Source organism: Proteus sp. G2674 (assembly GCF_009915195.1).
Taxonomy (GTDB): Bacteria; Pseudomonadota; Gammaproteobacteria; order Enterobacterales; family Enterobacteriaceae; genus Proteus; species Proteus mirabilis.
On the sequence record NZ_JAABLS010000040.1, the window covers coordinates 40104 to 61770 of the forward strand.

A 21667-nucleotide genomic window follows, 5' to 3' on the forward strand; every position below is an offset into this window, starting at 1 on the left:
TTACTTACAAATTGCATCAACTTTTTCATATAAAAAGTCTGGATTAAATTCTTCTGGAACTGAATAATCAATAGAACAGATGTCACCATTATCTGATTTTACTTTTAGTGGCTTACCGATTTGCTCATTACTTATTATAACATTACCATCCCCCATAATAACACCTATTAGATTTCCCTTATCATCAATAACACTATTTGCTGTATTAACAGGTTTACCATCTGGTTTTTTTATTTCTAATAAAACTTGCTTCATTGTATTGACGGGGATCTCACGAGAAAAAACAGTACCTTTTGCCAATGCAATATCAAAGGATGTTGTGCCTAACATAACATTGAGTGGTAAATTTTTAGTATTTAATAGAACAGTTGTTTTTTTATTTACGGGTAAGTTAGGAATAACGGCAGTACCAAAGTGATTAGTTATTGTCGTACCACCACCCATAGAGTTAACTAAAATACCAGATTGTCCTGGAACATGTAAAATACCGAAAGTATCTCCTAACTCCACAGGAGAAGTAGCAAATAAACCGTCACTATAAGCAATAGCGCCAGATGCTGTCAGCATCGCCGATTTTTGATTATTATTACTAAAGGAGCCTGTCGCACTAATTTGGCTGTAAGCGGTTGTTGCATTGATATTACCGCTAATATTCTTATCTTTACTATCTTTATCAGCAGTAGCCCCGATAGAATATCTAAATAAATCATTATAATAATTACTATAATTTGTTGTTAAAGATGAGGTTTTATAATGTTGGTATTGAGTACTAAATGATGATGAATTATTAATAGGTACATTGATGTTTACAAATGTACGATCTTCAAAATTACTACTTTTTTGATAGCTAATATTAAAAGACATAAATGGAAATCTTTTTCCATAAGAAATGGTATTTGAATAATTGTCTTTTTTATCACCATAATATTGGTTATAGCTAAGGATATAACTCAGTGATCCATAACGTTGATTTCCTAAACTTAGAGATAATGAGCTTGATGTTTTTGTCTGATTATTAGCAAGATTATCATCTAATTTGTCTTCTATATTATCTATTTGTAGAGATTCATAGAGTGTGGAATAGTTGCGTGAACGATATATAGTTGATAAGCCTAGTGAGAATACTGATACAGGTAAACTTAAATTAGCATTTGCTTGGAAGCCATCACCTTTATTAGAAGATGCATATTTAATGCCAAAGCCAGTAGATAAAGGGCGATGTTCACCAAAAATGCTATTTACGCTACCTACAATGGACTTATATTTTGATGATATTTCCATACCCCCTAGAAAATTATGATTTAAATAATTAATGCCACCTTCCAAACCGGCAATAAAAGGAGTATGTATGCGTTCATCACTTGAATTTTTTCTATATTTCCCCATAAAAAAGTTAAAGCTGGTACTACTTTGTGGATTTTTTAAGTCTTTATTTGATGTAATAACATCAAATTCTTGAATAGTACCATCATCTTGAATAACTTTGACATGTAATGGTTGACTTGATGATACACCACTAATGTTATTTAATTGGAAAGGGCCTGCAGGTATTATCGTTCTATATAACAATCGATTATTTTGAGTGACTTCAACGGTAGCCGGTTTTTCAGACATCCCAGTAATAGGAACTGTCAACTTACTGTTTTGATAGCTACTATCTGAATATAATTGAAAACCATTCACATCAGCACTATCTAATAACTCACTATTAGATGTAATTTGGCCTAATTGTAAAATGGCTTTGATGCGCTCTATTGTACGTGAAAGCGTTGTTTCATTAAATCTATAGTAAGTTTTCCCATCACCTGAAGAAAAGCTACTGTTATTACGTAAAATCCAATTATAAAAATTTATACCTGTTTTAAAATCACCTTGATAAAAACTCCTATTATTAGAGCCATTTAACTTCATACCATAGATTCTATAGTTGTTGAATACTCCTAAGCCACCATAGGTTAATTCATTACCATAGGCACTTTGATCGAAGTAATCATCATTAATAGTGATATCAATAGAGTTGTTATTTGGGTGATAGGTAATATCTGATTCAGGATATATCTCTAAAAAATCAGCACAATCTGAATTTATCTCTTTTTTTTTAATTTCAGCTTATCTACTAATTGATTATTTAAGCAAAGATTACCTGATTCATTAATAAGAATATTATCAGAATAGTTAAGGCTACTATTTACTATAATTGTTACATCATGATAACCAGGAAGAAAATGACTTCCTTCTTTAAAATAATCAGCGATTTCACTGCCATAACCAAGAGATTTAAGTGAGTCAATATCAAACTCGATATTTTTATTATCAGCTAATGCTAAATTATTGTTAATTAGATAAGCTAATAATAAAAATATCATTTTACGATATCGAAAATGCATAATGAACCCCATAGTAAAACGTCGCGTTTTTAAATTTTAAGATCCAAATGAAAAATCGAATAATAGAGAGCCTGAAAGTTCTCCACCATCGACAAGAGGGCCATTTGTTTCTTTTAAACTATAAATTGTTGGTGAAATTTTTAACTTTAATTGATAGTTATTCCCTTTCGAAGGTGTTACACCATCTTGACTAAATCCGTTTAGAGTGCCTATTTTTAATTGTGGGCTTGTTTTTATTATGCCAATATTATTTTCGTTATCTGTTTCATAAATATTAACATCAATACCATCTACTGTGGCTTTTTCAACAGATACCTGAAAAAAACCAATCTTACCTGTTGTATTTATAGTGCCAAGGCCAAAATGAGTTTGATCATTATCTGTGGTTGTTCCCATTTTTTCATCTGCTTTTATTGAAAATAGTACAGGTGATACAGGTGAAGGACAGCTTATATTTATTAATGTATAACGATCATCTAACTTATTATTTTCATTAGATTTAAACATATAAGCGTTAAGATTATGATACTCTATGGTTATATCTTTTTGTGACACAAAACAATCATCATTAAATGATGGTGTTAGATCGTTATAAATATCTGCAAAAGCAGATGTTGATACTAATGAAATACTTAAAAATGGTAAGGTAAAATAAAAAGATTTTATAATATTCATAATAACCTAAAGCCAGCTAGTGTAGTTTCTTTTTCTGATGTATTTAACTAATTCGACCTTTATAATAATTTTTAATTAATTATACGCTTATAGAAAATAAAAAACAGTCTTGTAATTTAATTGGTGATTTTAAAATGGTTTTTTATATTCTATATCAAATCGGCTACTCTAAAAAATATAGTCTATATAAGATAATTAATAAAAGACTTTCTATATCTGATAATTTATAAAAATATTTAAATAAAAACGTAAGAAACCAACATGATTTCTTACGTTATTTGATTTCAAATAATAAAAGTCTCAAGTTTTTAGAGTGACTAAAAGTATATAAAAATAATCTAAATAAGATTGCATTTATATATTATAATAATATATAAATGATTAACATTCTTGGATAATATTTTTACAGTAATAATTTAACAAAAGATTAAATATAATATAATTTATCAAAAGCTGACTCTCTTTATTTGATAGGGTTCTATATTCAATTGTAAGATATAGATTGTTTTTTCTTGATAGTTTTTTTGATATTATCGAAAAGGTTATTATTTTGAAAAAATAAGAATGTAAGAAATCTGTTTAATTTCTTACATTCTATTTTAAATTAATTTAATTAGATACCAAATTGGAAAGCAAGAGTTGCTAAACCATCTAATTTAGCATCACCATCACTATTTTTTAGTACACTATTGATAGTTGGCTTGACTTCAAAATCAGCTGCAAATATTTCACCCGCAGAGAAATCATCAGCGCTTGTAGCCCACGCAAACGCTTTTTCTTTTTTAAGGTCTTGAGAATTGTTTACAGCACCATTGTAGTATACAGAAACTTTAGTTTCTTCAGCATCAGCAGTTGATTTTACTGTCGCATTTTTCATGGTAATACCATAGAAACCTACTTTAGTCTCTTCAGGTTCTCCATCTTTATCTTTAGTTTGGTATGTACCTAAACCAAAGTTAGCCTCATTCTCTTCTAATTCTGTGCCTGCTCTATCATCTGTAGGAACAAAAGCTAAATAGGTTTTAGCATCACAAGTTACAGTAATGTTGTGTGATATTGGTTCTAATGTTAGATTACCTTTTGCTGGAAAAACGCCAGGGCTAACATCGAAATTATATTCAACAGTAGTTTCACTTGCTTCCCCATTAATTGTACAAGTAGGGGGTTGAATAGTACCGATAACTTTTAATTTAGCAGTAGGTGCAGCAGCAAAGGCAACACTACTTGTTAGAGCAAGTAAAGAAACAGCTAATAAACTTTTTTTAAACATACATCCTCCTGTGGAAGTATATATATCTTAATTCGATATATATACCTTTTTAATGCACTTTATTTTTCTGAAATAATAAAATGCTCTCAACTTTTTAAGTTGCTTATTTATATTATTATCTTAATAAGAATACCTTACAAATAATTATACGCTGATAAAAAATAAAAAATAGTATTTGTAATTAAATAAACTTTAAATGTATAAAAAAGATAAGAATTAAACATTTTAATCTTAATAAGATAATCATTGATTGTTATTTAAATCAAAATAAGATAATTAATAAATTACCTTCTTTGTTTGAGTATTTAAATACGAGTCTTATTATAATAAATAAAAAAGCATATAATAAAAAGTGTACGGTATTTGTTAAATACCTTACGCTTTATTAATATTAAATACCAAATTGAAATGTCAAAGTGGCTAAGCCATCTAACTCAGCTTCACCTTCGATTTTTTTCATTTGGCTATTAATGACGGGTTTGACTTCAAAGTCAGCAGCAAAAGATTTTCCTGCAACAGATGTCTTACCAGGCAAAGCCCAACCATACTCACTTTGTTTATGAATTAATGTATTAGGAACTGATGTCGTGGCGTTGTTAGATTTGATATAAGCTTTTTCAAACTTACTACCATCTTCTTTTTTGACAGTGGCATTGCTGATATTGATGGTGTAATAGCCCACTTTTGTTTCTGCATTTTTTCCATCATCTTTATTTTTAAATTGATAGTGACCTAAACCAAAGAAGGCTTCACTTTCTTGGCTCTGTGTTCCTAATCTATTATCTGTTGCAACAAAAGCTAAATAAGTACTTGAATCACAAGAAATAACAATGTTTTTTGATTGACCTGCTAACTTTAAGTCACCCTTTTCAGGGAAAAGACCTGGAGTGATATCAAAGTTGTAGATGATTGTGGCTTCTTGTTCTTCATTATTGATAGTACAAGTCGGAGGTTTTATCCTTCCTGTGACTTTTAATTTAGCAATAGGGTTAGCTGCTAAAGTAGTACCGCTGGATAATGCTAATAAAGAAATTGCTAATAAATATTTTTTAAACATACATCCTCCTATGGCGGTATAGTAATTTATCAAATTATAGCCGTCATTTTTTGATGCGTTTTGTTTTTTTTATAAAAAATATTTAATAATTACGTAATTTAAGTATTTTTTCTTACTTAAAATAAAAACAATCAAAAAAGCTTTTGTGGCGGAGATAACAATAAAACGGTGGCGCTATATTGTTCATAGTTCAATGATAAATTGATGGAGGAAGCATCAATGGATAAGGATAAAAGAAGGGAATAAATAAAAAGACACATAATGTTTTAATCTTTATGTGTCTTTTTAAAGAGTATAGTTATTTAACAATGCTCAGTTGTTTTACATCGATTTCAGTACTTGTCCACTCTTTATCGATCTTACCTTCAATTTTTACGGTATTCTCAGGCGTAACGGTTTGACCACGCCATCTTTTTTGGTCTATTTCAACATTAATAGCACCTGTTGTGTCTTCAAAAACATAAAGCTCATCACCAATTTTTTTGCTGATTTTGCCTGTTAAGATAACCCAAGTATCATCTGAAAGTGTTTTTGCTTTAGCAACGGTGGTTTCGCTAATTGAAGGGCCTTTAAATCCACCTTGCTCTGTGGTGGTGATAGCGCTTTGTGGGGCAACAAAACCACCACTATTTTGTTGGTTTGAATTGGCTTGAGATGCAAAAGCCAATGTACTACCAATTAATAAAACTAGTATTTTTTTCATAACAGGCTCGCTTATTGGTTTAAACATTCACTTAGAGATAGATTAATTCTAGTTCAATTCTTCCTATAAAAATGCATATTAAAGTAAATATTGGTATTAATATATCAATTTTATCAACTTGTTATTGATAAATGATGGTGTAATTATTTCATTTTATTATTTCTACTACACGGCTTTTCCGACGAATGATTTTTCTTGCACACCAAGCATAAAGCAACCCAGAGATAACGCCTGCGATATGTGATTCTGTAGAAACTCCTAATTGCCCGGGGATTAATCCATAAGCCATAGAGCCGTAATAAAACAGCACAAATAAGGCGATGACGATATCGATAATTTTATGGCGAGTAAAAGCATGGGCAATTAGCAGTGACCATAATCCAAAGATCCACCCACTTGCACCGACATGAATAGCGTTACGCCCAAATAACCAAACTAATAATCCACTGATGATAATGATAAAAATACTTGAATAGCAATATTCTCGTAATGACTGTGTCATCAATAAAAAGCTAAGGATAAGAAAAGGTAATAAATTACTAAAAAGGTGAGACCATGATCCATGAATAAAAGGTGAAATAAAGATACCGAATAAACCTTCGCTGCTTCTTGGAATAATACCATATTGAAGAAGATGGACAGGGAAGAGGCTCCCTATAATTTGTAGTAAGAAAAGAAGGATAGTTAAACCACCGAGAATATAAAATCTTCTTTTTAGCCAGAGACGATCCATAACGATAAGCCTTTATTGTAGGTGATGACCTTTATTTATGAATCTACTGTAAAGAGAAGAGCCTTTCTGTTAGATGGCTCTTCTTCTATTATATTCAGTCTAATAAATTTAAGCAGGCAGCTCCTCTTGCTCCACCCGCATCACCATAACGTGCTTTTTCTATTGTTGGAATTTGTGTATTACCGTATACACAATGTGAGAGATAATCCGGTAATAAGGTATACAGTGCGTCAAATTGTGATAAACCGCCACCAATAACAATTAAATGTGGGTCAAGTACAGTCAGAATATTACTAAGGTAAATTGCTAATACTTTCATATAGCGGTCAACATGCTGTTGGGTCTGTTCATCGCCTTGATAATATTGTGCAACGATATCCACCGCTCTTTGTGGTGAGCCATTAAAGGCTTTATACATACGTTCAAAACCACGACCAGATAAATAAGTCTCAAAGCAGGCTTTTCTACCACAACCGCACAATATTTTTGGCATGGTTTCACCAATCACATTATCAGCATCTATATTCAGATTCATGTGACCTATTTCACCGGCAATACCATTTTTACCAGAGAGTACTTTGCCATCAATGACAAAACCACCGCCAACACCTGTACCTAATATTAAACCCAGTACTGAAGGATAATGACGAAATTCAGGATCCCATGCTTCTGATAAGGCAAAACAGTTAGCATCATTCTCAACTTTGACGGGGCGTTCAAGAATATTAGCCAGATCGTGGATCATCGGTTTATATTTGGCAGCAGGCACGTTGGTGGTAAATACAGTTCCTTCTTTTGCGTTGACGATGCCAGGAACACCGATACCTATTTTTCCTTTACAGCCTAAATCATTATCAGCTTCTAAAGTGAGTGTTTTAAAAACATTTAATAGAGCTTGATAATCATTCTTTGGCGTTGGTACACGTTTTTGCCATACTTGAGTCAGATCTTTATCAAAAACGGCGAGCTCGATTTTTGTGCCGCCCATATCAAAACCATAATACATATCAGTCTCTTAGTTATCCTGTAAATGTAATCCGTAGCTTAATTAAATAGAGAAGAAGCTATGGTGCTTAATGGTCATCACTTCAGTTAATGTGTTTTTTCTCTGTCTATTACTTCCACAGATTATAAGATTTATCACTATTTATTAAAGATAGCATAGAAACAATCGTAGATAAGCGCATTTTGTGATCTTGTCAGGAGGTGAAACGTTTTTTCTAACCCCATTTTTAATAGAAAAAACTATCATAAAATGACTGGTTTTTAGATTTTAATAAAGAAAATATGGATTAATATGATAGGAATACTCTTAAAAAGAGTGGCTGTAAAAATGTTATCGTTAACATTATATCTAAAATAGATGGTTGTTATTTGATGTGTTTTTATTAGTATAAAAACGTAGTTAAGTGCTATTTAATGATATAAAAAAACAAAAATATACGTATTAATACGTGTATATAGTAATAGTATCTACAAGGTATACATTATTTATTATAAATCAGTTGGTTAAAAATTTATTGTTATTATAGTGTTAAAGTTAATTAATGTATTCGTATCTAGTATATTTATTCTTTTTATTAAGTATTATTAACAATATTATTTAATACGTAAAATATAATCTTGGTTAATTATCCTGATTTTATGGTTAATGATAGTTGTTTTTCCTATTAATAAACAATAAAGAATATTGTTATTAAATCATCACTTTTAAGTTATTTTTTTTAGATTGTCTTAATAGGTCTGAATAAATAAAGTTATTTTCTTTTTATAGCATGACAATGTGTTAGCTACTCTATGAAAAAAATACACTTTTCACTTATAAAAACGTGTCTTTTTTTGATGATGATCAACACAAAAAACAACATCGCATTTTGCTTTGTGAGCCATTCTTTACATTTAAAAAAGATCAGTAGCTGAAATTTTTCATATTACTTTTCTCAATGTTTTTTCTTCTTAGAATAAATTATATTACAAGGTAATAATTACAGGATTTTATTTTTATAAAATTTATACAATTTGTTATTAGTTTTATCACGTTATTATATGGGGAATTAACCTGCTTTTTTACGTTAAAAAGTGACTTTCTTTTTGTGTTTTTCATTAACATTGTATTAAGTAAAAATACACAGTTAGATAAAATAAAATACAAGCTGAGCAAAAAATAGCTATTTTGGAGACGTTGTATTTCCTATTAAAATAATTATACAATTCAAATTAAATAATCATTACTTACAATTAGACAGTGTCTTTTTTATTAGATGAAATATTTTACAAGTAAAATTACTCTGCATGATTTAGATTTGTATAAATAAATGAAAGTTGTCCTTCACCTCTTAGGTGTTAGCTTTTAAATAAGCTTATTTTAATTGTTTTCGTATCCTTATCTTGGTGAGGTTTTTAATTGTTTGACAAGGTGTTAGGTGCGATTATTTAAGGGTTCATATTATGTATGATGATATAAATAATTTAAAAAATAAGTTCCAGGAAGAGGGATTTACTTTTCAAGATTTCTCTTCTCAAACGACAGGGAATATAGCCTGTAATATTGGTAATGGTGTTATAAATCAACAGGATAATAAAGACTCCCTATCAGGGGATAATGAAGAGTTCTTGAATATATCTAAAGTTAAAAATAGGCAAAAACAAACAGCTAATATAGCGACTTCTCTTTCTTATTCACAAGATTTAGCCTCGGAAGTAAAAGAAAAAAATAGAGTTAATAAGCGAAGTAAGTGTTTGCTAGATAATCAGTTATTTGAAAAAAAAACCACAGATAAGTGCCAAGTAAATGAAAAGCTCTCATTGCAAAAGATATTTTCATTTATTGCATCAGCTAATTAAACAAGCTCTTATATATAAATAATATTGACTTATGTCAATTTATAGCTATTGGTATTTTCTTTTTTTAAAAGAATTTATTGGTCTATCGTACCAAGAATGAATTTTTTCTTAAAAAAGAAAATAATAGCAATGGCAAGGTACGGGGTTATGAATAAATTATTTAAACTATTAATAACAGCTTTTTTATTAATAACAATGTTTTCGCTTATTGTTATGCCAATGAGTGCTAAACAACAATATATATTTGGTATAATTAATATTCTGCTGTTATTTATTATTGGCTCTAAAAAGTCAAAAAACGATTATTAACAATGATTTTTTTATCATTGTTAATGTCTACACGTTATCTGTATTGGCGAGCAACCCACACACTTAATTTTAATACCTCTATTGAAGGGATATTGGGTACAGGATTATTTTTGGCTGAGATCTACTCTTGGATTATTTTAGTATTAGGTTATTTCCAAACAGCTTGGCCATTAAATAGAAAAATAGCACCATTACCAAAAGATATCTCGTTATGGCCAACAGTGGATATTTATGTACCCACATATAACGAAAGTTTAGATGTGGTGCGTGATACGGTTTTAGCTGCACAAGGTATTGATTATCCAAAAGATAAAATGAAAGTTTATCTTTTGGATGATGGTAGCCGTGAAGAGTTTAAGCAATTCGCCAATGATGTTGGTGTGACTTATATTGAGCGTGAAGAGCACGATCACGCTAAGGCAGGTAATCTAAATCACGCAATGGCATTAACTGATGGTGAGCTTATTTGCGTCTTTGACTGTGACCATATCTCTACCCGTATATTTTTACAGGCAACGGTGGGTTATTTCCTTGAAGATCCAAAATTAGCTTTGGTGCAAACACCACACTATTTCTATTCACCCGATCCTTTTGAACGTAATTTAAGTGCCGCCAAAAACGGCCCTCACGAAGGTGCACTTTTTTATGGACCTGTTCAACGAGGTAATGATAATTGGAATGCAACCTTCTTCTGTGGTTCATGTGCGGTAATGCGTCGTAGTGCCCTAGAAGAAATTGGTGGTATTGCGGTTGAGACAGTCACAGAAGATGCCCATACGGCATTAAAATTACAACGTTTAGGTTGGAATTCGGCATTTATTGATATTCCTTTAGCTGCAGGTCTAGCAACAGAGCGTTTAGCATTACATGTTAATCAACGTATTCGTTGGGCTAGAGGAATGACACAAATCTTTCGTGTTGATAACCCTATGTTAGGCCGTGGCTTAACGTTTCCTCAGCGGTTATGTTATCTCAATGCGATGATGCATTTTCAGTATGGGTTGCCTCGGATTATCTTTTTAACCGCACCTTTACTGTTTATGTTATTCAACCTCAATATTATCGCCTCTTCTGCCAGTATGATTTTTGCCTTTGCATTACCACATTTAATTATGTCGGTGTATGTAAACTCACGAAATATTGGTAAATATCGCTATTCTTTCTGGGGAGAAATCTATGAAACAGTGATGGCATTTAGTTTAGTACTGCCTACATTGCTCAGTTTAGTCTCGCCTAAATTAGGTAAATTTAATGTCACTGATAAAGGCGATTTGCTTGATAAAAGCTATATGGATTATCTAACGGTACGCCCTTTGATTATTACTGCACTGCTTCTAGTTATGGGTATTTCATGGGTCATCATTCGTTATTTATTAAATGATTTTCAAGGCATCGACCCTTTAGTCATTGTATTGAATTTGGTTTGGGCAACTTATAGTTTATTTATTGTGTTGGCATCGATCGCAGTAGGTAAAGAAACACGCCAAATTCGTAAAAATAACCGCATTAAGGCATCACTTCCTATCACTTTACATTTTGATGATGGCGCTGAATTACAAACTACCACCGAAGATATTTCGATGGGGGGAGTGCGTATTGCGATTAATAAAATAGCTGAATTACGCCAGCGTACCGTTAATAGCATTACGTTAATGGTGCAACGTGATGTTGTTACGCTTCCTGTGGAAATGGTCAGTTTAGAAAATAGCCAGTTACGTCTCGCTTTTTTACCAATGGATTTAAATCTACGCCGTAAGTTAGTACGGGTGATCTTTGGTCGAGCAGATGCTTGGGTTCATCAAACACAATATCAAGACAAACCATTAAAAGAGTTAGGTGCTATCACTGGCTGTATTTTTGAGTTGTTCTTTGGTCGTCGTCAAAAAGTAAAAGCACCGGTAAAAAGAACAAAAACCTCTCTCTCTGTGCAATCTATTAATGGGGATGACTAGGTATGAAAAAGAAACTGACATCAATACTAAGTCTGACGGTTATTGCCATGGCGAGTATTCATTTTTGCTATGCGACAACAGGAATGCTAGAGCTAGATGGTGAAGTATTACCAGAGCCAACATCTTATACTCATCCGCCACTACAACCCACAGTAAGTACGCAACTATTTGATAATGTTGCACTCTCCGAGGCGCGTAATATTGAAGAGCAGTTAACATTAGCTCAAATGGGGAGTCCATCACCAATAGTATTATCCGGTCGACGTTTATTATCCGGCGTGACATTTCGTATGGCAAATGATCTGTTTATCGATAGTGCGACACTCACCATGAAAGTGAAAGCTTCATCGGGATTAGTGCAAGCCGATCAAACGTTACATTTGATGCTAAATGGTCAACCTATGGGATTTTTGCCTTTAGAAGAAGGTGAGCAAGAACATGAGTATATGTTAGAGATCCCTGAAATGATGTTGACCAATGTAAACAACTTGAGTTTTCGCCTTGCCAGTCGCGATGCTTTAGATGAAAAGCAGTGTATGCCTCCTTTAGCTGATGAGTTAAGTTTGGTGATTTCGCCCGATTCATCATTAAATTATCGAGGTCGTTGGATTAATGGCGGGTATAGCTTGGAACGACTGCCCCTACCGTTCTTTGATCCTGACAGAATGACAGCGACCTCGTTACCTATTGTTTTAGCCGATAAACCAGATAATGGGCAGGTAACAGCTGCCGCTATTGCTGCTTCTTGGTTTGGTAGTTTTAGTCATGATATTAAACAAATAGATTTACCTGTATTAATGAATCAACTACCTGATAGTGATGGTGTTTTAATTGGTTATGCCGGACAGACTATTGCAGGTATTACCTTACCATCAGGAAAAAATGGGCAGCTCACGATAGTCGATAACCCTGTTGATCCCGTATTTAAATTATTACTGATTAGCGGTGATGATGAAAAAACATTACGTCAAGCTGCATGGGCATTAAATAGTGGCAAATTACCACCAAATGACCAATTAACGGTTGCTGCTCAACATATTCCGATACGTCAGGATTATGATGCCCCACGTTGGTTAAATACCAATCATCCCGTAACATTGGGTGAGATAGCTCATGGTCGTGATGATTTTACTCGGCAAGGAATAAATCATGCTCCTAATCAATTTTCGTTTCGTGTCTCACCCGATCTCTTTTGGTGGGATGGAGATGCGCTACCTTTAGATCTGCAATATGTTTTTCCTCATTCAGATAAAATAAATAGCCGTCGCTCTTCGTTAATTGCCTCTTTAAACCATCAATTTATTGGTGCGTTATATCCTTCTCGTTCAGAGCCATTAGGAATATTAAGACAGTGGTTAGGGATGGAGAGTGCACAGCAAAGTAGTACGCTTTATTTAGATCCACGACAAATCTACAGTCAAAATCAATTAGAATTCTATTTTGATTTACATGAGTATGATGATGCCCCCTGTATTTTAACGGATGGCCAAGGATTGATTAGCCGTATTGATCCGCAATCAACCTTACAATTTAAAAATACGTGGCACTATTCCAGAATGCCTAATTTAGCCTATTTTTCAGGTGCATCGTTCCCATTTAGTCGCCGGGCAGATTTTTCTCAAACCACATTATTATTGCCAGAAAACCCCACAACTGAAGAGCTATATACTTTAGTTAATTTAATGGCGAGATCGGGCTATTCAACCGGTACACCTGTTTCTTATATTTCTGTTTTTCTTGGTGCGCAAGCCTTAGAAAAAAATCAGTTAGCACAAAAAGATATCTTGGCGATTGGAGAGTTAGGTAGTAACGGCTTTTTGCCAAGTGCTTTTTCACAAAAAACCTTCTCTTTTATAAATAACCAACTTGAGATCCAATCTCCCTCATTGATAGATAAAGCTAAAAGTTGGTTAGCCGGTGATCCATTATCACCAAGTAGTGATGCGGCAAATTATCTTGCTCCGTTAAATGATTGGCGGGGAATGATGAGTTTTATCTCTCCTTGGGCTAAAGATCGTGTGGTTGTTTTAGTGACTGCAAAAGGTAATGACTCAATTAAAAACATCATTGGTGATTTGAACCATGCAAATGTCAATGCCGCTATTAAAGGGGATCTGACTTTAATTAGTGGTCAAGATACGGTGATGAGCTTCCATTTAGGAGAACATTTTTCACAGGGAGACCTGCCTCTATTACAGCAATTTCTTTGGTATTGCACCAGACATGTCTATTTGCTTGGCATGTTGGCAGTCGGTTTTTGTGCGCTAACAGGGAGCGTGATTTATTGCTGGTTACAACGCCGCTCAACGCGTCGCCTGAGTGAAATATCAAAGCGTCATGTTGATAAATAGGGGGAATAAAATGAAAAAACAGACACTTAATATGATTGTTAAAGTGATTTATGCCAGTTGCTTATTAGGCGTTACCCATTCCACGCTTGCTAATGCAACAGATGCGAATATTGTCAGCTCGTTAATAGAGCAAGCAAATTACTGGCATGGAAAAGCGCATGATGAACGTGCTATTGAAGCGCTACAAAAAGTGCTGATCATGGAAAATAACAATCAAGATGCGCTGTATTTAATGGCTTTTTTTACCGCGCAACAAGGAAATGAAAAACAAGCCAGCTATTGGCGTGAAAAACTGGCACGGATTGCACCTCAAGATCCGCGTATTGCGGGATTAAAAAATATTCGCTCATCTCAATTTAGTGAACAACAATTGGGTTACGCGAGAGAATTAGCCCAAAAAGGGCAACATGAAGAGGCAATAAAAGCCTATCAGCGCTTATTTGTCACACATGAACCACCTGATACGCTATCACTTGAATATTATCAAACTATGGCTGGAATACCGGCAATGTTGCCACAAGCGATTGCTGGGTTAAAACAACGTGCTCAGCGGATGCCAGATAATAAAGAAACACAAAAAGCATTAGGATTAACATTAACTTATAACGAAGAAACTCGCCGTGAAGGGATTGCTATTTTAAGTAAGATTTCTGGTGATGAAACGGCGAAAAATGGATTAAGACAAGCCTTACTATGGCTTAATGTACGTCCTGATGATGAAGGGCTGTATCAATCTTATCTACAAACTAATCCTAACGATAAAGCCATTGCACAGCACTACCAAGGAGCAATACAAGGTAATGCCCGACAAGCGGGGTATGAAGCGTTAAACACAGGTAACCTAAAGCAAGCAACAACTTACTTTAAACAAGCATTAACGGTCGATAGTCAAGATGCTCAAGCGTTAGCAGGATTAGGTTATGTGGCTCTACGTTCAGGTGATTTGGCAACCGGACAAAAGTTATTAAACCAAGCCTCTCAGTCAGGGGGGGAACAAGGGCAAAAATGGAAACAACAAGCAGAGGATGCGGGTTTTTATTCTCAATTACGAGAAGTGCAACGACAAGCTAAGCAAGGTAATACTCAGCAAGCACTGGATAAATTATTACCTTTAACTCACTCATCGGGTGAAAAAGGATTATCAGCACATTTATTGCAAGCGGATTTATTGCGCAAACAAGGTAATTTACCTGCTGCTTATCAGCTATTATCTGAACTATATCAACAGCATAGTCAAAATGAAAAAGTTATTTCCGCATATTACTACTTGCTTATTCAACAAGGAAAAAACAGCCAAGCTGAGCAGTTAGTAGCAAAACAACCCGCATCTTTACGACAAAAATTAACGGCAAATACTGATCCATCAGAAAGATTACGTCGTGATGCGCAAAAGGCGTTAGAAAATGGTCATCGCACTCAGGCAAGACAATTATTAACTCAGGCACAACGTAAAAACCCGCAAAATAATTGGGTATACCTTGATTTAGCCCGTTTAATGATAGCCGAAGGTGATAAAACGCAAGCGGATCAGCTCATTTTACAACTTGAACGTCGTCAAACACGTGATGCCAATTATATTGCGGCGCTCTTTTATGTTGAACAAAAACAGTGGGATAAAGTTTTTAGCCTACTGAACAGTCAACCTCAACAAACTGAGGCGGAAAAAGCGTTATTAGAGAGAGCGCGTTTTTATCGTCAACTGACACAAGCTGAGCGTTACTATAAAACGGGCAATCTCGTTGCGATGCGCAATACGCTGCGCCCTTTAATCAACCAAGTGGCTGATTATCCAAATGATGTAGGGGAATTAGCTGAAAAACTGGTAAATAGTGGTGCACAAGATGAAGCACTGCAATTGATTGAAAATGATCTGGCTAAAGGGACTAAAGGCTCTGTGGGAAATTATGCAGGGCATATCAATGTGTTTAATGCGTTAGGACGTTATGCACAAGCCTCGAGCTTGATTAATGATCCCGCATTACAGCAACAAACGCCAGCAGCCGAGAAACAACGTTTAGCTATACTGACAAATGTTGCGCAAGCGGATAGTTTACGGGAAAAAGGTGAAATCAAAGCCGCTTATCAAACTCTCGTCACCTCATTAAAGGTAAGTCCTGATGATCCAGACTTATTAATGGCATTAAGTCGTGTGTATTTAGCGCAATCTATGCCAGAGCAGTCAAATAAAATTCTCTCTTACCTTGAAAAACAGCAAGGGAGAGATAGCAAATTACTTCAAGCACAAATTGAAGTTGCTCTGGCGCAAAAAGACGGTCGTAAAGCCAAAACACTGTTACAACAAATACCGACATCTTCACAGCCTGCTTATCTATTACAAGCAGCACAAGTAGCGCAATTAAACGGTGAAAATCGTCAGGCATTGGCGTTATTGCGTAGCGCGCAATGGCAAACGACAAATAACACAACAGGTACGGTGAATACCGCAGCAGGGCAATTAATGGCACTAGAGAGTGAAAATAGTGTGATGACTGGCTCTATAAATGAAGATAAACAGATGGTTGCTGTTCAACGTTCCATTCGTCAATTAGAGCAGCAGATATCTCCTTGGGTACAAGGTGGTATTGCTACTCGTCATCGTAATGGTGATAAGGGATTATCAAATTTGACTGAAATATCGGCACCGATTGCTATCTCAAGTGTTCCTGGTGAAGATTGGCGCTGGCAATTTAATATTAATCCCGTTTCAATCACCAGCGGTACGGCTTCTGGAGAGCGCGCTAATCGCTTTGGCTCGGGGCAATTGCAGCATGCTGAACGTTTTGCGAAAAACAGTGATAATCATGATGAAAAGAACAAAATAAACGCAGATGATGCGGGAAGCCAGCGGGCTTCAGGTGTTGAATTAGGATTGGTTTTATCTGATCACAATACACGTTTTGATGTTGGAACAACACCTTTGAATAAAGATAGTTCCACTATTGTTGGTGGACTGACTTACTCACCAAAAATTGGCCAAAATGGACAGTTAACATTAACCGCAGAGCGTAGAGCGATTAAAGATAGCTTACTTTCCTATATGGGACGTACCGATCCTATAACGGGAGAAACCTGGGGACAGGTCACGCGTAATGGTGCTAAAGCGCAATATGCATGGGATGATGGCAAAGTCGGTGCTTATATTGGTGGGGGATACTATAACTACCAAGGGAAAAGTGTTGAAAGTAATGAAGAGGTAAAAGTTTGGCTTGGCTCTTATGCAAACTTCTACAAAGATGAGCAACAAGAAGTCAAAGCAGGTGTTCATGTGGACTATATGAACTTTAAAAACAACCAAAATTACTTCTCATTAGGGCATGGGGGGTACTTCAGCCCACAAGATTATGTCGCTGTCTCTTTGCCTGTTGCTTATACCCGTCGTTTTGAAAAAGGAGAGGTATCGCTAAATGGTGCGATAGGGGTACAGAGTTACAAGCAAAAGGGGAGTGATTATTTTCCAACCCATGCTTATATGCAAAATGCGTTAAACAAACGTCATACGAGTGACTCACGTATTAAATCTCGTTATGAAGAGCAAGATGAAACCAATATTACCTATCGTTTAGGGCTCGATGCTAAATATTATTTAAATAAAGAGTCAGAATTAGGACTCAGCTTATCTCATGATACATCGGGTGATTATGCTGAAGATAATATGTGGTTATATCTAAAATACACCCCAGACTTTTTATCTAAATAATTAAGGAGATAAGTAATGAACCAACATGATAGCGATATATTACAGTTACCTTTTGAAAGCGGTTGGCAAGATCTGACACAACTATTATTTTTTCAAATAGTTAGTGATAACGATATTACGCAGGCCGAAAATAAATTAAGGGATATCGGGAAAGATATCGCTCAACGTTACCCATTACCTGATAGCGAAAATATCCAGTCATTAGAATCACATATCAATCAAGTTTTAACACTGTTTAAGTGGGGCTTTGTGACTATCTCTCCAGCAATGAGTGAGTTGCTATTAGTGCACTGTGCATGGCCACATTTTTCAGCAAATGAAGAGGAAGCTAATTGGCGTGCAGCGAGTGCCAGTGTATTAGAAGGGCTATATGAAGGCTGGCTTACTCATCAAGGGGGAAATGATAAAATGCATGTGCACCGTCAAGCTACAGATGCAAAAGATGCCTTTATTTTTCGTTATGCGAATAGTTCATCAGATAAATAATAAAAACTATGCTTTATTGATAAGCATAGGAGGAAAAAATGAGTGAATTAGTAATTAATAATAATATTGTTAATGACTTATTAATAAAGCAATTTACTAATTATGTATTTATGATGATAGTAACAGATATAAAAGGTAATATTATCTACGCTAATAAAAAATACTGCCAATTTAATCATATTAATTTTGAAAGTATAAAAAATAAAAGATATAACTTGTTTTATTTAGTTGATGAAAATCAAGATGTGTTTTCTAACATTAGTGATAATAAAGAGGTAATAAGATTAGAGGCAAAACACCCAAATAAAAATAAACAAGAAGTATGGGAAGATATTAATATCGTTCCAATTTTTGATAAAAATAATCTAATTTCTCATTATGCATTTTTAAGTTTAGATATCACGGATAAAGTAAAGTTAAGAAATGATTTATTAACTAAAAGCTATATTGACTCTTTAACTGGAATGGCTAACCGTCTAAGTATTATTGAGAAAATTGAACAGGAGCGATTAAATATTGCGACACCTTCATCTTTTTGTCTTGGGATTATTGATTGTGATAAATTCAAAACGATTAATGATCAATATGGCCATGCTATTGGTGATCATGTTTTATGTGAGATAGCGCAGCGTTTATTAGCCTTAGAACGCCAGCAGGTTTACTGTGGGCGACTTGGTGGCGATGAATTTGCGGTACTTTTCCCTGCTGGATTACGTTCTTGCTCTTTATTGTTATTGGAGATCATCGAATCGCTATGGCGAGGGATGGAAAAACCGATAAAAATCAATAAAGAAAAAACAATCGTTCCTTCTATTAGCTTAGGTATTGCTGAATACCCTAAGGATGGCAAGACATTATCTGAACTATTAAAGTCAGCAGATAAACAGCTTTATGCAATAAAAGAGAAAGGAGGAAATAAATACGGTTTTTATTCAGAATATTAAATAACACTATATTTCAAATAAAAGTCATTATTAATAAATAAAAATCTTCTTATCTGGAGAGGGATACTTATATTTTAAATAGAGAGTTTTTTAGAAAAGAAAATAAAAGAAAATTGTTTTCAATTAACAACAATGTATTGTTTTTATATAAATAATTATTTGAGGAGTATATTATGATGAAAGCTGTTATTCCTGTCGCTGGATTAGGCACACGTATGTTACCTGCAACTAAATCCATTCCAAAAGAAATGTTACCGATAGTTGATCGTCCTTTAATTCAATATATTGTTGAAGAGTGTGCACAAGCGGGCGTTGAAGAAATTATTTTAGTGACACATTCATCTAAAAATTCAATTGCTGATCATTTTGATACCAGCTTTGAATTAGAGAATATGTTAGAGCAACGAATAAAAAATAAATTATTAAAAGAAGTTCGCTCTATTTGTCCTGAAAATGTAAAAATTATCCAAATTCGCCAAGGGCAAGCATTAGGATTAGGGCATGCCATTTGTTGTGCTCACCCTGTCATTGGTGATAATCCTTTTATTGTGTTACTCCCCGATGTGCTATTAAATTCTCACTACTGTGATCCTTGCCATGATAACTTATCTGCCATGATCAAACGCTTCCAAAAAACAGAGCGTAGCCAAATTATGGTTGAACCTGTCGCACTCACACAAGTACATCAATATGGGATTGTTGATTGCCAAGGTGTTTTTTGCCCACAAGGTAACTGGGCGCCTATTCGTCGTATTGTGGAAAAACCTAATCCAGAACAAGCACCTTCTAATCTTTCTGTGGTGGGGCGCTATGTTTTCTCTGCAGAAATTTGGCCGTTACTCGATGGGTTGCCTGCGGGTGTTGGTGGCGAAATCCAATTAACGGATGCTATTGATCTCTTATTGAGAAAAGAGGTTGCCGAAGCTTACACCTTAGTTGGTAAATCTCATGATTGTGGTAATAAACTCGGTTATATGAAAGCCTTTGTTGAGTATGGTTTACATAATAGCGAACTGAAAGAAGAGTTCGCTCATTGGATACAAGAGTTATATGCAAAAGATGTATTATCCCAAACTATGGCCAATAATCGCCCAACACTAAAAGAAGTCGATAACAGTGTGATGACAATTTTTTGAGGCTATTTTGCAATAATCAGTAGTATGCCGACCGAGTTCATTTAGCGGTCGGCAAAAGAAGGAGAAAGAGACAATGTCCATAAGACAGTTATCTCGATTGACTCATCGACTTGGTATTTTGCTAACACTAAGTGTGATGTTAATGATATCCCCAATGACACAAGCGACAGAAACCCAAGCAGGATGGCAACAATTTAAAGCGCGTTACATTACTCCCGAGGGGCGTGTCATTGACAGTGCTAATCAAAATATTTCACACTCAGAAGGTCAAGGATATGGCATGTTAATGGCGGTTATGAGTGACGATCGCCAAACCTTTGCACAATTATGGCACTGGACGGCAATGTCGCTGTATCGTGGTGATCTTGGCTTATTTAAATGGCGTTATGAACCCGAAAATAATCAACATACACCCGATCCTAATAATGCAACAGATGGTGATATTTTAATTGCTTGGGCATTATTAAAGGCTGGGGAAAAATGGCATGATGAAAGCTATCTTTCAGCGTCAGATTCTATTCAGCATGCGATCCTTGAACACACTTTAGTGAAGACAGAAAACTACAGTGTACTCTTACCGGGAATTAATGGTTTTAAAATCCCCGAAGAAATTATCATTAACCCCTCCTATTTTATCTTTCCGGCATGGAAAGATTTCTATCGAGTTAGTCATGATAGTCGCTGGAAAAATTTAATTAACGATAGCCAATCCTTATTAAGAAAAATGCGTTTTGGTAAATATAAATTACCAAGTGATTGGGTAAGTTTATACCCTGATGGTCATCTTGCCCCGAGTGAAAAATGGCCAGCACGATTTAGTTTTGATGCTATTCGCATTCCTCTTTATTTGGCATGGGCACAAGATAAACTCGCATTACAACCTTTCGTGAATTATTGGCAACAATTTGATCGTGATAAGACGCCTGCGTGGATCAGTATTGATGGTAAAGAGCGCGCTGATTATAACTTAACGCCAGGTATGATGGCGGTAAGAGATCTGACAATGAAAACAGTAATTGAAAATGTTGATTTAACTAAGGATACGGATTATTACTCTTCAGCCTTACATTTATTAGCCGCCTTTGCGCAGAATAATAACTGATGATTATTAGTTAACCCCTGT

General features: G+C 34.6%; 15 protein-coding genes and 1 pseudogene. 8 read left to right on the forward strand and 8 right to left on the reverse strand.

Going from position 1 to position 21667, the window contains the following annotated elements:
• From GWI58_RS15945 to nagK, 8 genes are all read right to left on the reverse strand, one after another.
• The gene (locus tag GWI58_RS15945) at positions 1-1911 is read right to left on the reverse strand and encodes a fimbria/pilus outer membrane usher protein (protein WP_161769361.1); all 1911 of its coding nucleotides are present in this window, start codon (positions 1909-1911) and stop codon (positions 1-3) included.
• Positions 1912-2084: 173 nt separating this feature from the next.
• The gene (locus GWI58_RS15950; RefSeq protein WP_229107584.1) at positions 2085-2387 is read right to left on the reverse strand and encodes a hypothetical protein; all 303 of its coding nucleotides are present in this window, start codon (positions 2385-2387) and stop codon (positions 2085-2087) included.
• Positions 2388-2423: 36 nt separating this feature from the next.
• Entirely contained in the window at positions 2424-3062 is a 639-nt protein-coding gene (locus GWI58_RS15955; RefSeq protein WP_161769362.1) for a fimbrial protein, read from the reverse strand.
• Positions 3063-3675: 613 nt separating this feature from the next.
• Positions 3676-4332, reverse strand: a complete 657-nt coding sequence (locus GWI58_RS15960; protein ID WP_161769363.1) for a fimbrial protein — start codon at positions 4330-4332, stop codon at positions 3676-3678.
• 391 nt (positions 4333-4723) lie between these two features.
• Positions 4724-5389: a DUF1120 domain-containing protein gene (locus GWI58_RS15965; protein ID WP_012368617.1), complete on the reverse strand. Its 666-nt coding sequence runs from the start codon at positions 5387-5389 to the stop codon at positions 4724-4726.
• A 298-nt stretch (positions 5390-5687) separates the two neighbouring features.
• Positions 5688-6092, reverse strand: coding sequence for a YgiW/YdeI family stress tolerance OB fold protein (locus tag GWI58_RS15970; protein ID WP_094960153.1), 405 nt, complete (start codon positions 6090-6092; stop codon positions 5688-5690).
• A gap of 148 nt (positions 6093-6240) precedes the next feature.
• The gene (locus tag GWI58_RS15975; protein WP_060555969.1) at positions 6241-6825 is read right to left on the reverse strand and encodes a rhomboid family intramembrane serine protease; all 585 of its coding nucleotides are present in this window, start codon (positions 6823-6825) and stop codon (positions 6241-6243) included.
• Between the two features lie 94 nt (positions 6826-6919).
• Positions 6920-7831 carry an N-acetylglucosamine kinase gene (gene nagK / locus GWI58_RS15980; protein ID WP_094960146.1) on the reverse strand — a complete coding sequence of 304 codons (912 nt, stop codon included), beginning with the start codon at positions 7829-7831 and terminating at the stop codon, positions 6920-6922.
• A gap of 1442 nt (positions 7832-9273) precedes the next feature.
• Here nagK and GWI58_RS15985 point away from each other — a divergent pair.
• The 8 genes and pseudogenes from GWI58_RS15985 (at position 9274) to GWI58_RS16020 (ending at position 21646) form a co-directional block, all read left to right on the forward strand.
• The gene (locus GWI58_RS15985; protein WP_094960145.1) at positions 9274-9669 is read left to right on the forward strand and encodes a hypothetical protein; all 396 of its coding nucleotides are present in this window, start codon (positions 9274-9276) and stop codon (positions 9667-9669) included.
• 147 nt (positions 9670-9816) lie between these two features.
• Positions 9817-11930, forward strand: a pseudogene (bcsA, locus tag GWI58_RS15990) (UDP-forming cellulose synthase catalytic subunit).
• 2 nt (positions 11931-11932) lie between these two features.
• Positions 11933-14281 carry a cellulose biosynthesis cyclic di-GMP-binding regulatory protein BcsB gene (gene bcsB / locus GWI58_RS15995; protein ID WP_161769364.1) on the forward strand — a complete coding sequence of 783 codons (2349 nt, stop codon included), beginning with the start codon at positions 11933-11935 and terminating at the stop codon, positions 14279-14281.
• Between the two features lie 10 nt (positions 14282-14291).
• Positions 14292-17978: a cellulose biosynthesis protein BcsC gene (locus tag GWI58_RS16000; RefSeq protein WP_110229634.1), complete on the forward strand. Its 3687-nt coding sequence runs from the start codon at positions 14292-14294 to the stop codon at positions 17976-17978.
• A gap of 15 nt (positions 17979-17993) precedes the next feature.
• Entirely contained in the window at positions 17994-18464 is a 471-nt protein-coding gene (bcsD, locus tag GWI58_RS16005) for a cellulose biosynthesis protein BcsD (protein ID WP_004246549.1), read from the forward strand.
• Positions 18465-18502: 38 nt separating this feature from the next.
• Complete coding sequence (locus GWI58_RS16010; protein WP_017628732.1) at positions 18503-19408, forward strand: sensor domain-containing diguanylate cyclase; 906 nt, start codon at positions 18503-18505, stop codon at positions 19406-19408.
• Between the two features lie 173 nt (positions 19409-19581).
• Positions 19582-20544, forward strand: a complete 963-nt coding sequence (gene galU, locus GWI58_RS16015; protein ID WP_020946490.1) for a UTP--glucose-1-phosphate uridylyltransferase GalU — start codon at positions 19582-19584, stop codon at positions 20542-20544.
• A 73-nt stretch (positions 20545-20617) separates the two neighbouring features.
• Complete coding sequence (locus GWI58_RS16020; protein ID WP_161769365.1) at positions 20618-21646, forward strand: glycosyl hydrolase family 8; 1029 nt, start codon at positions 20618-20620, stop codon at positions 21644-21646.
• Positions 21647-21667 lie beyond the last annotated feature (21 nt).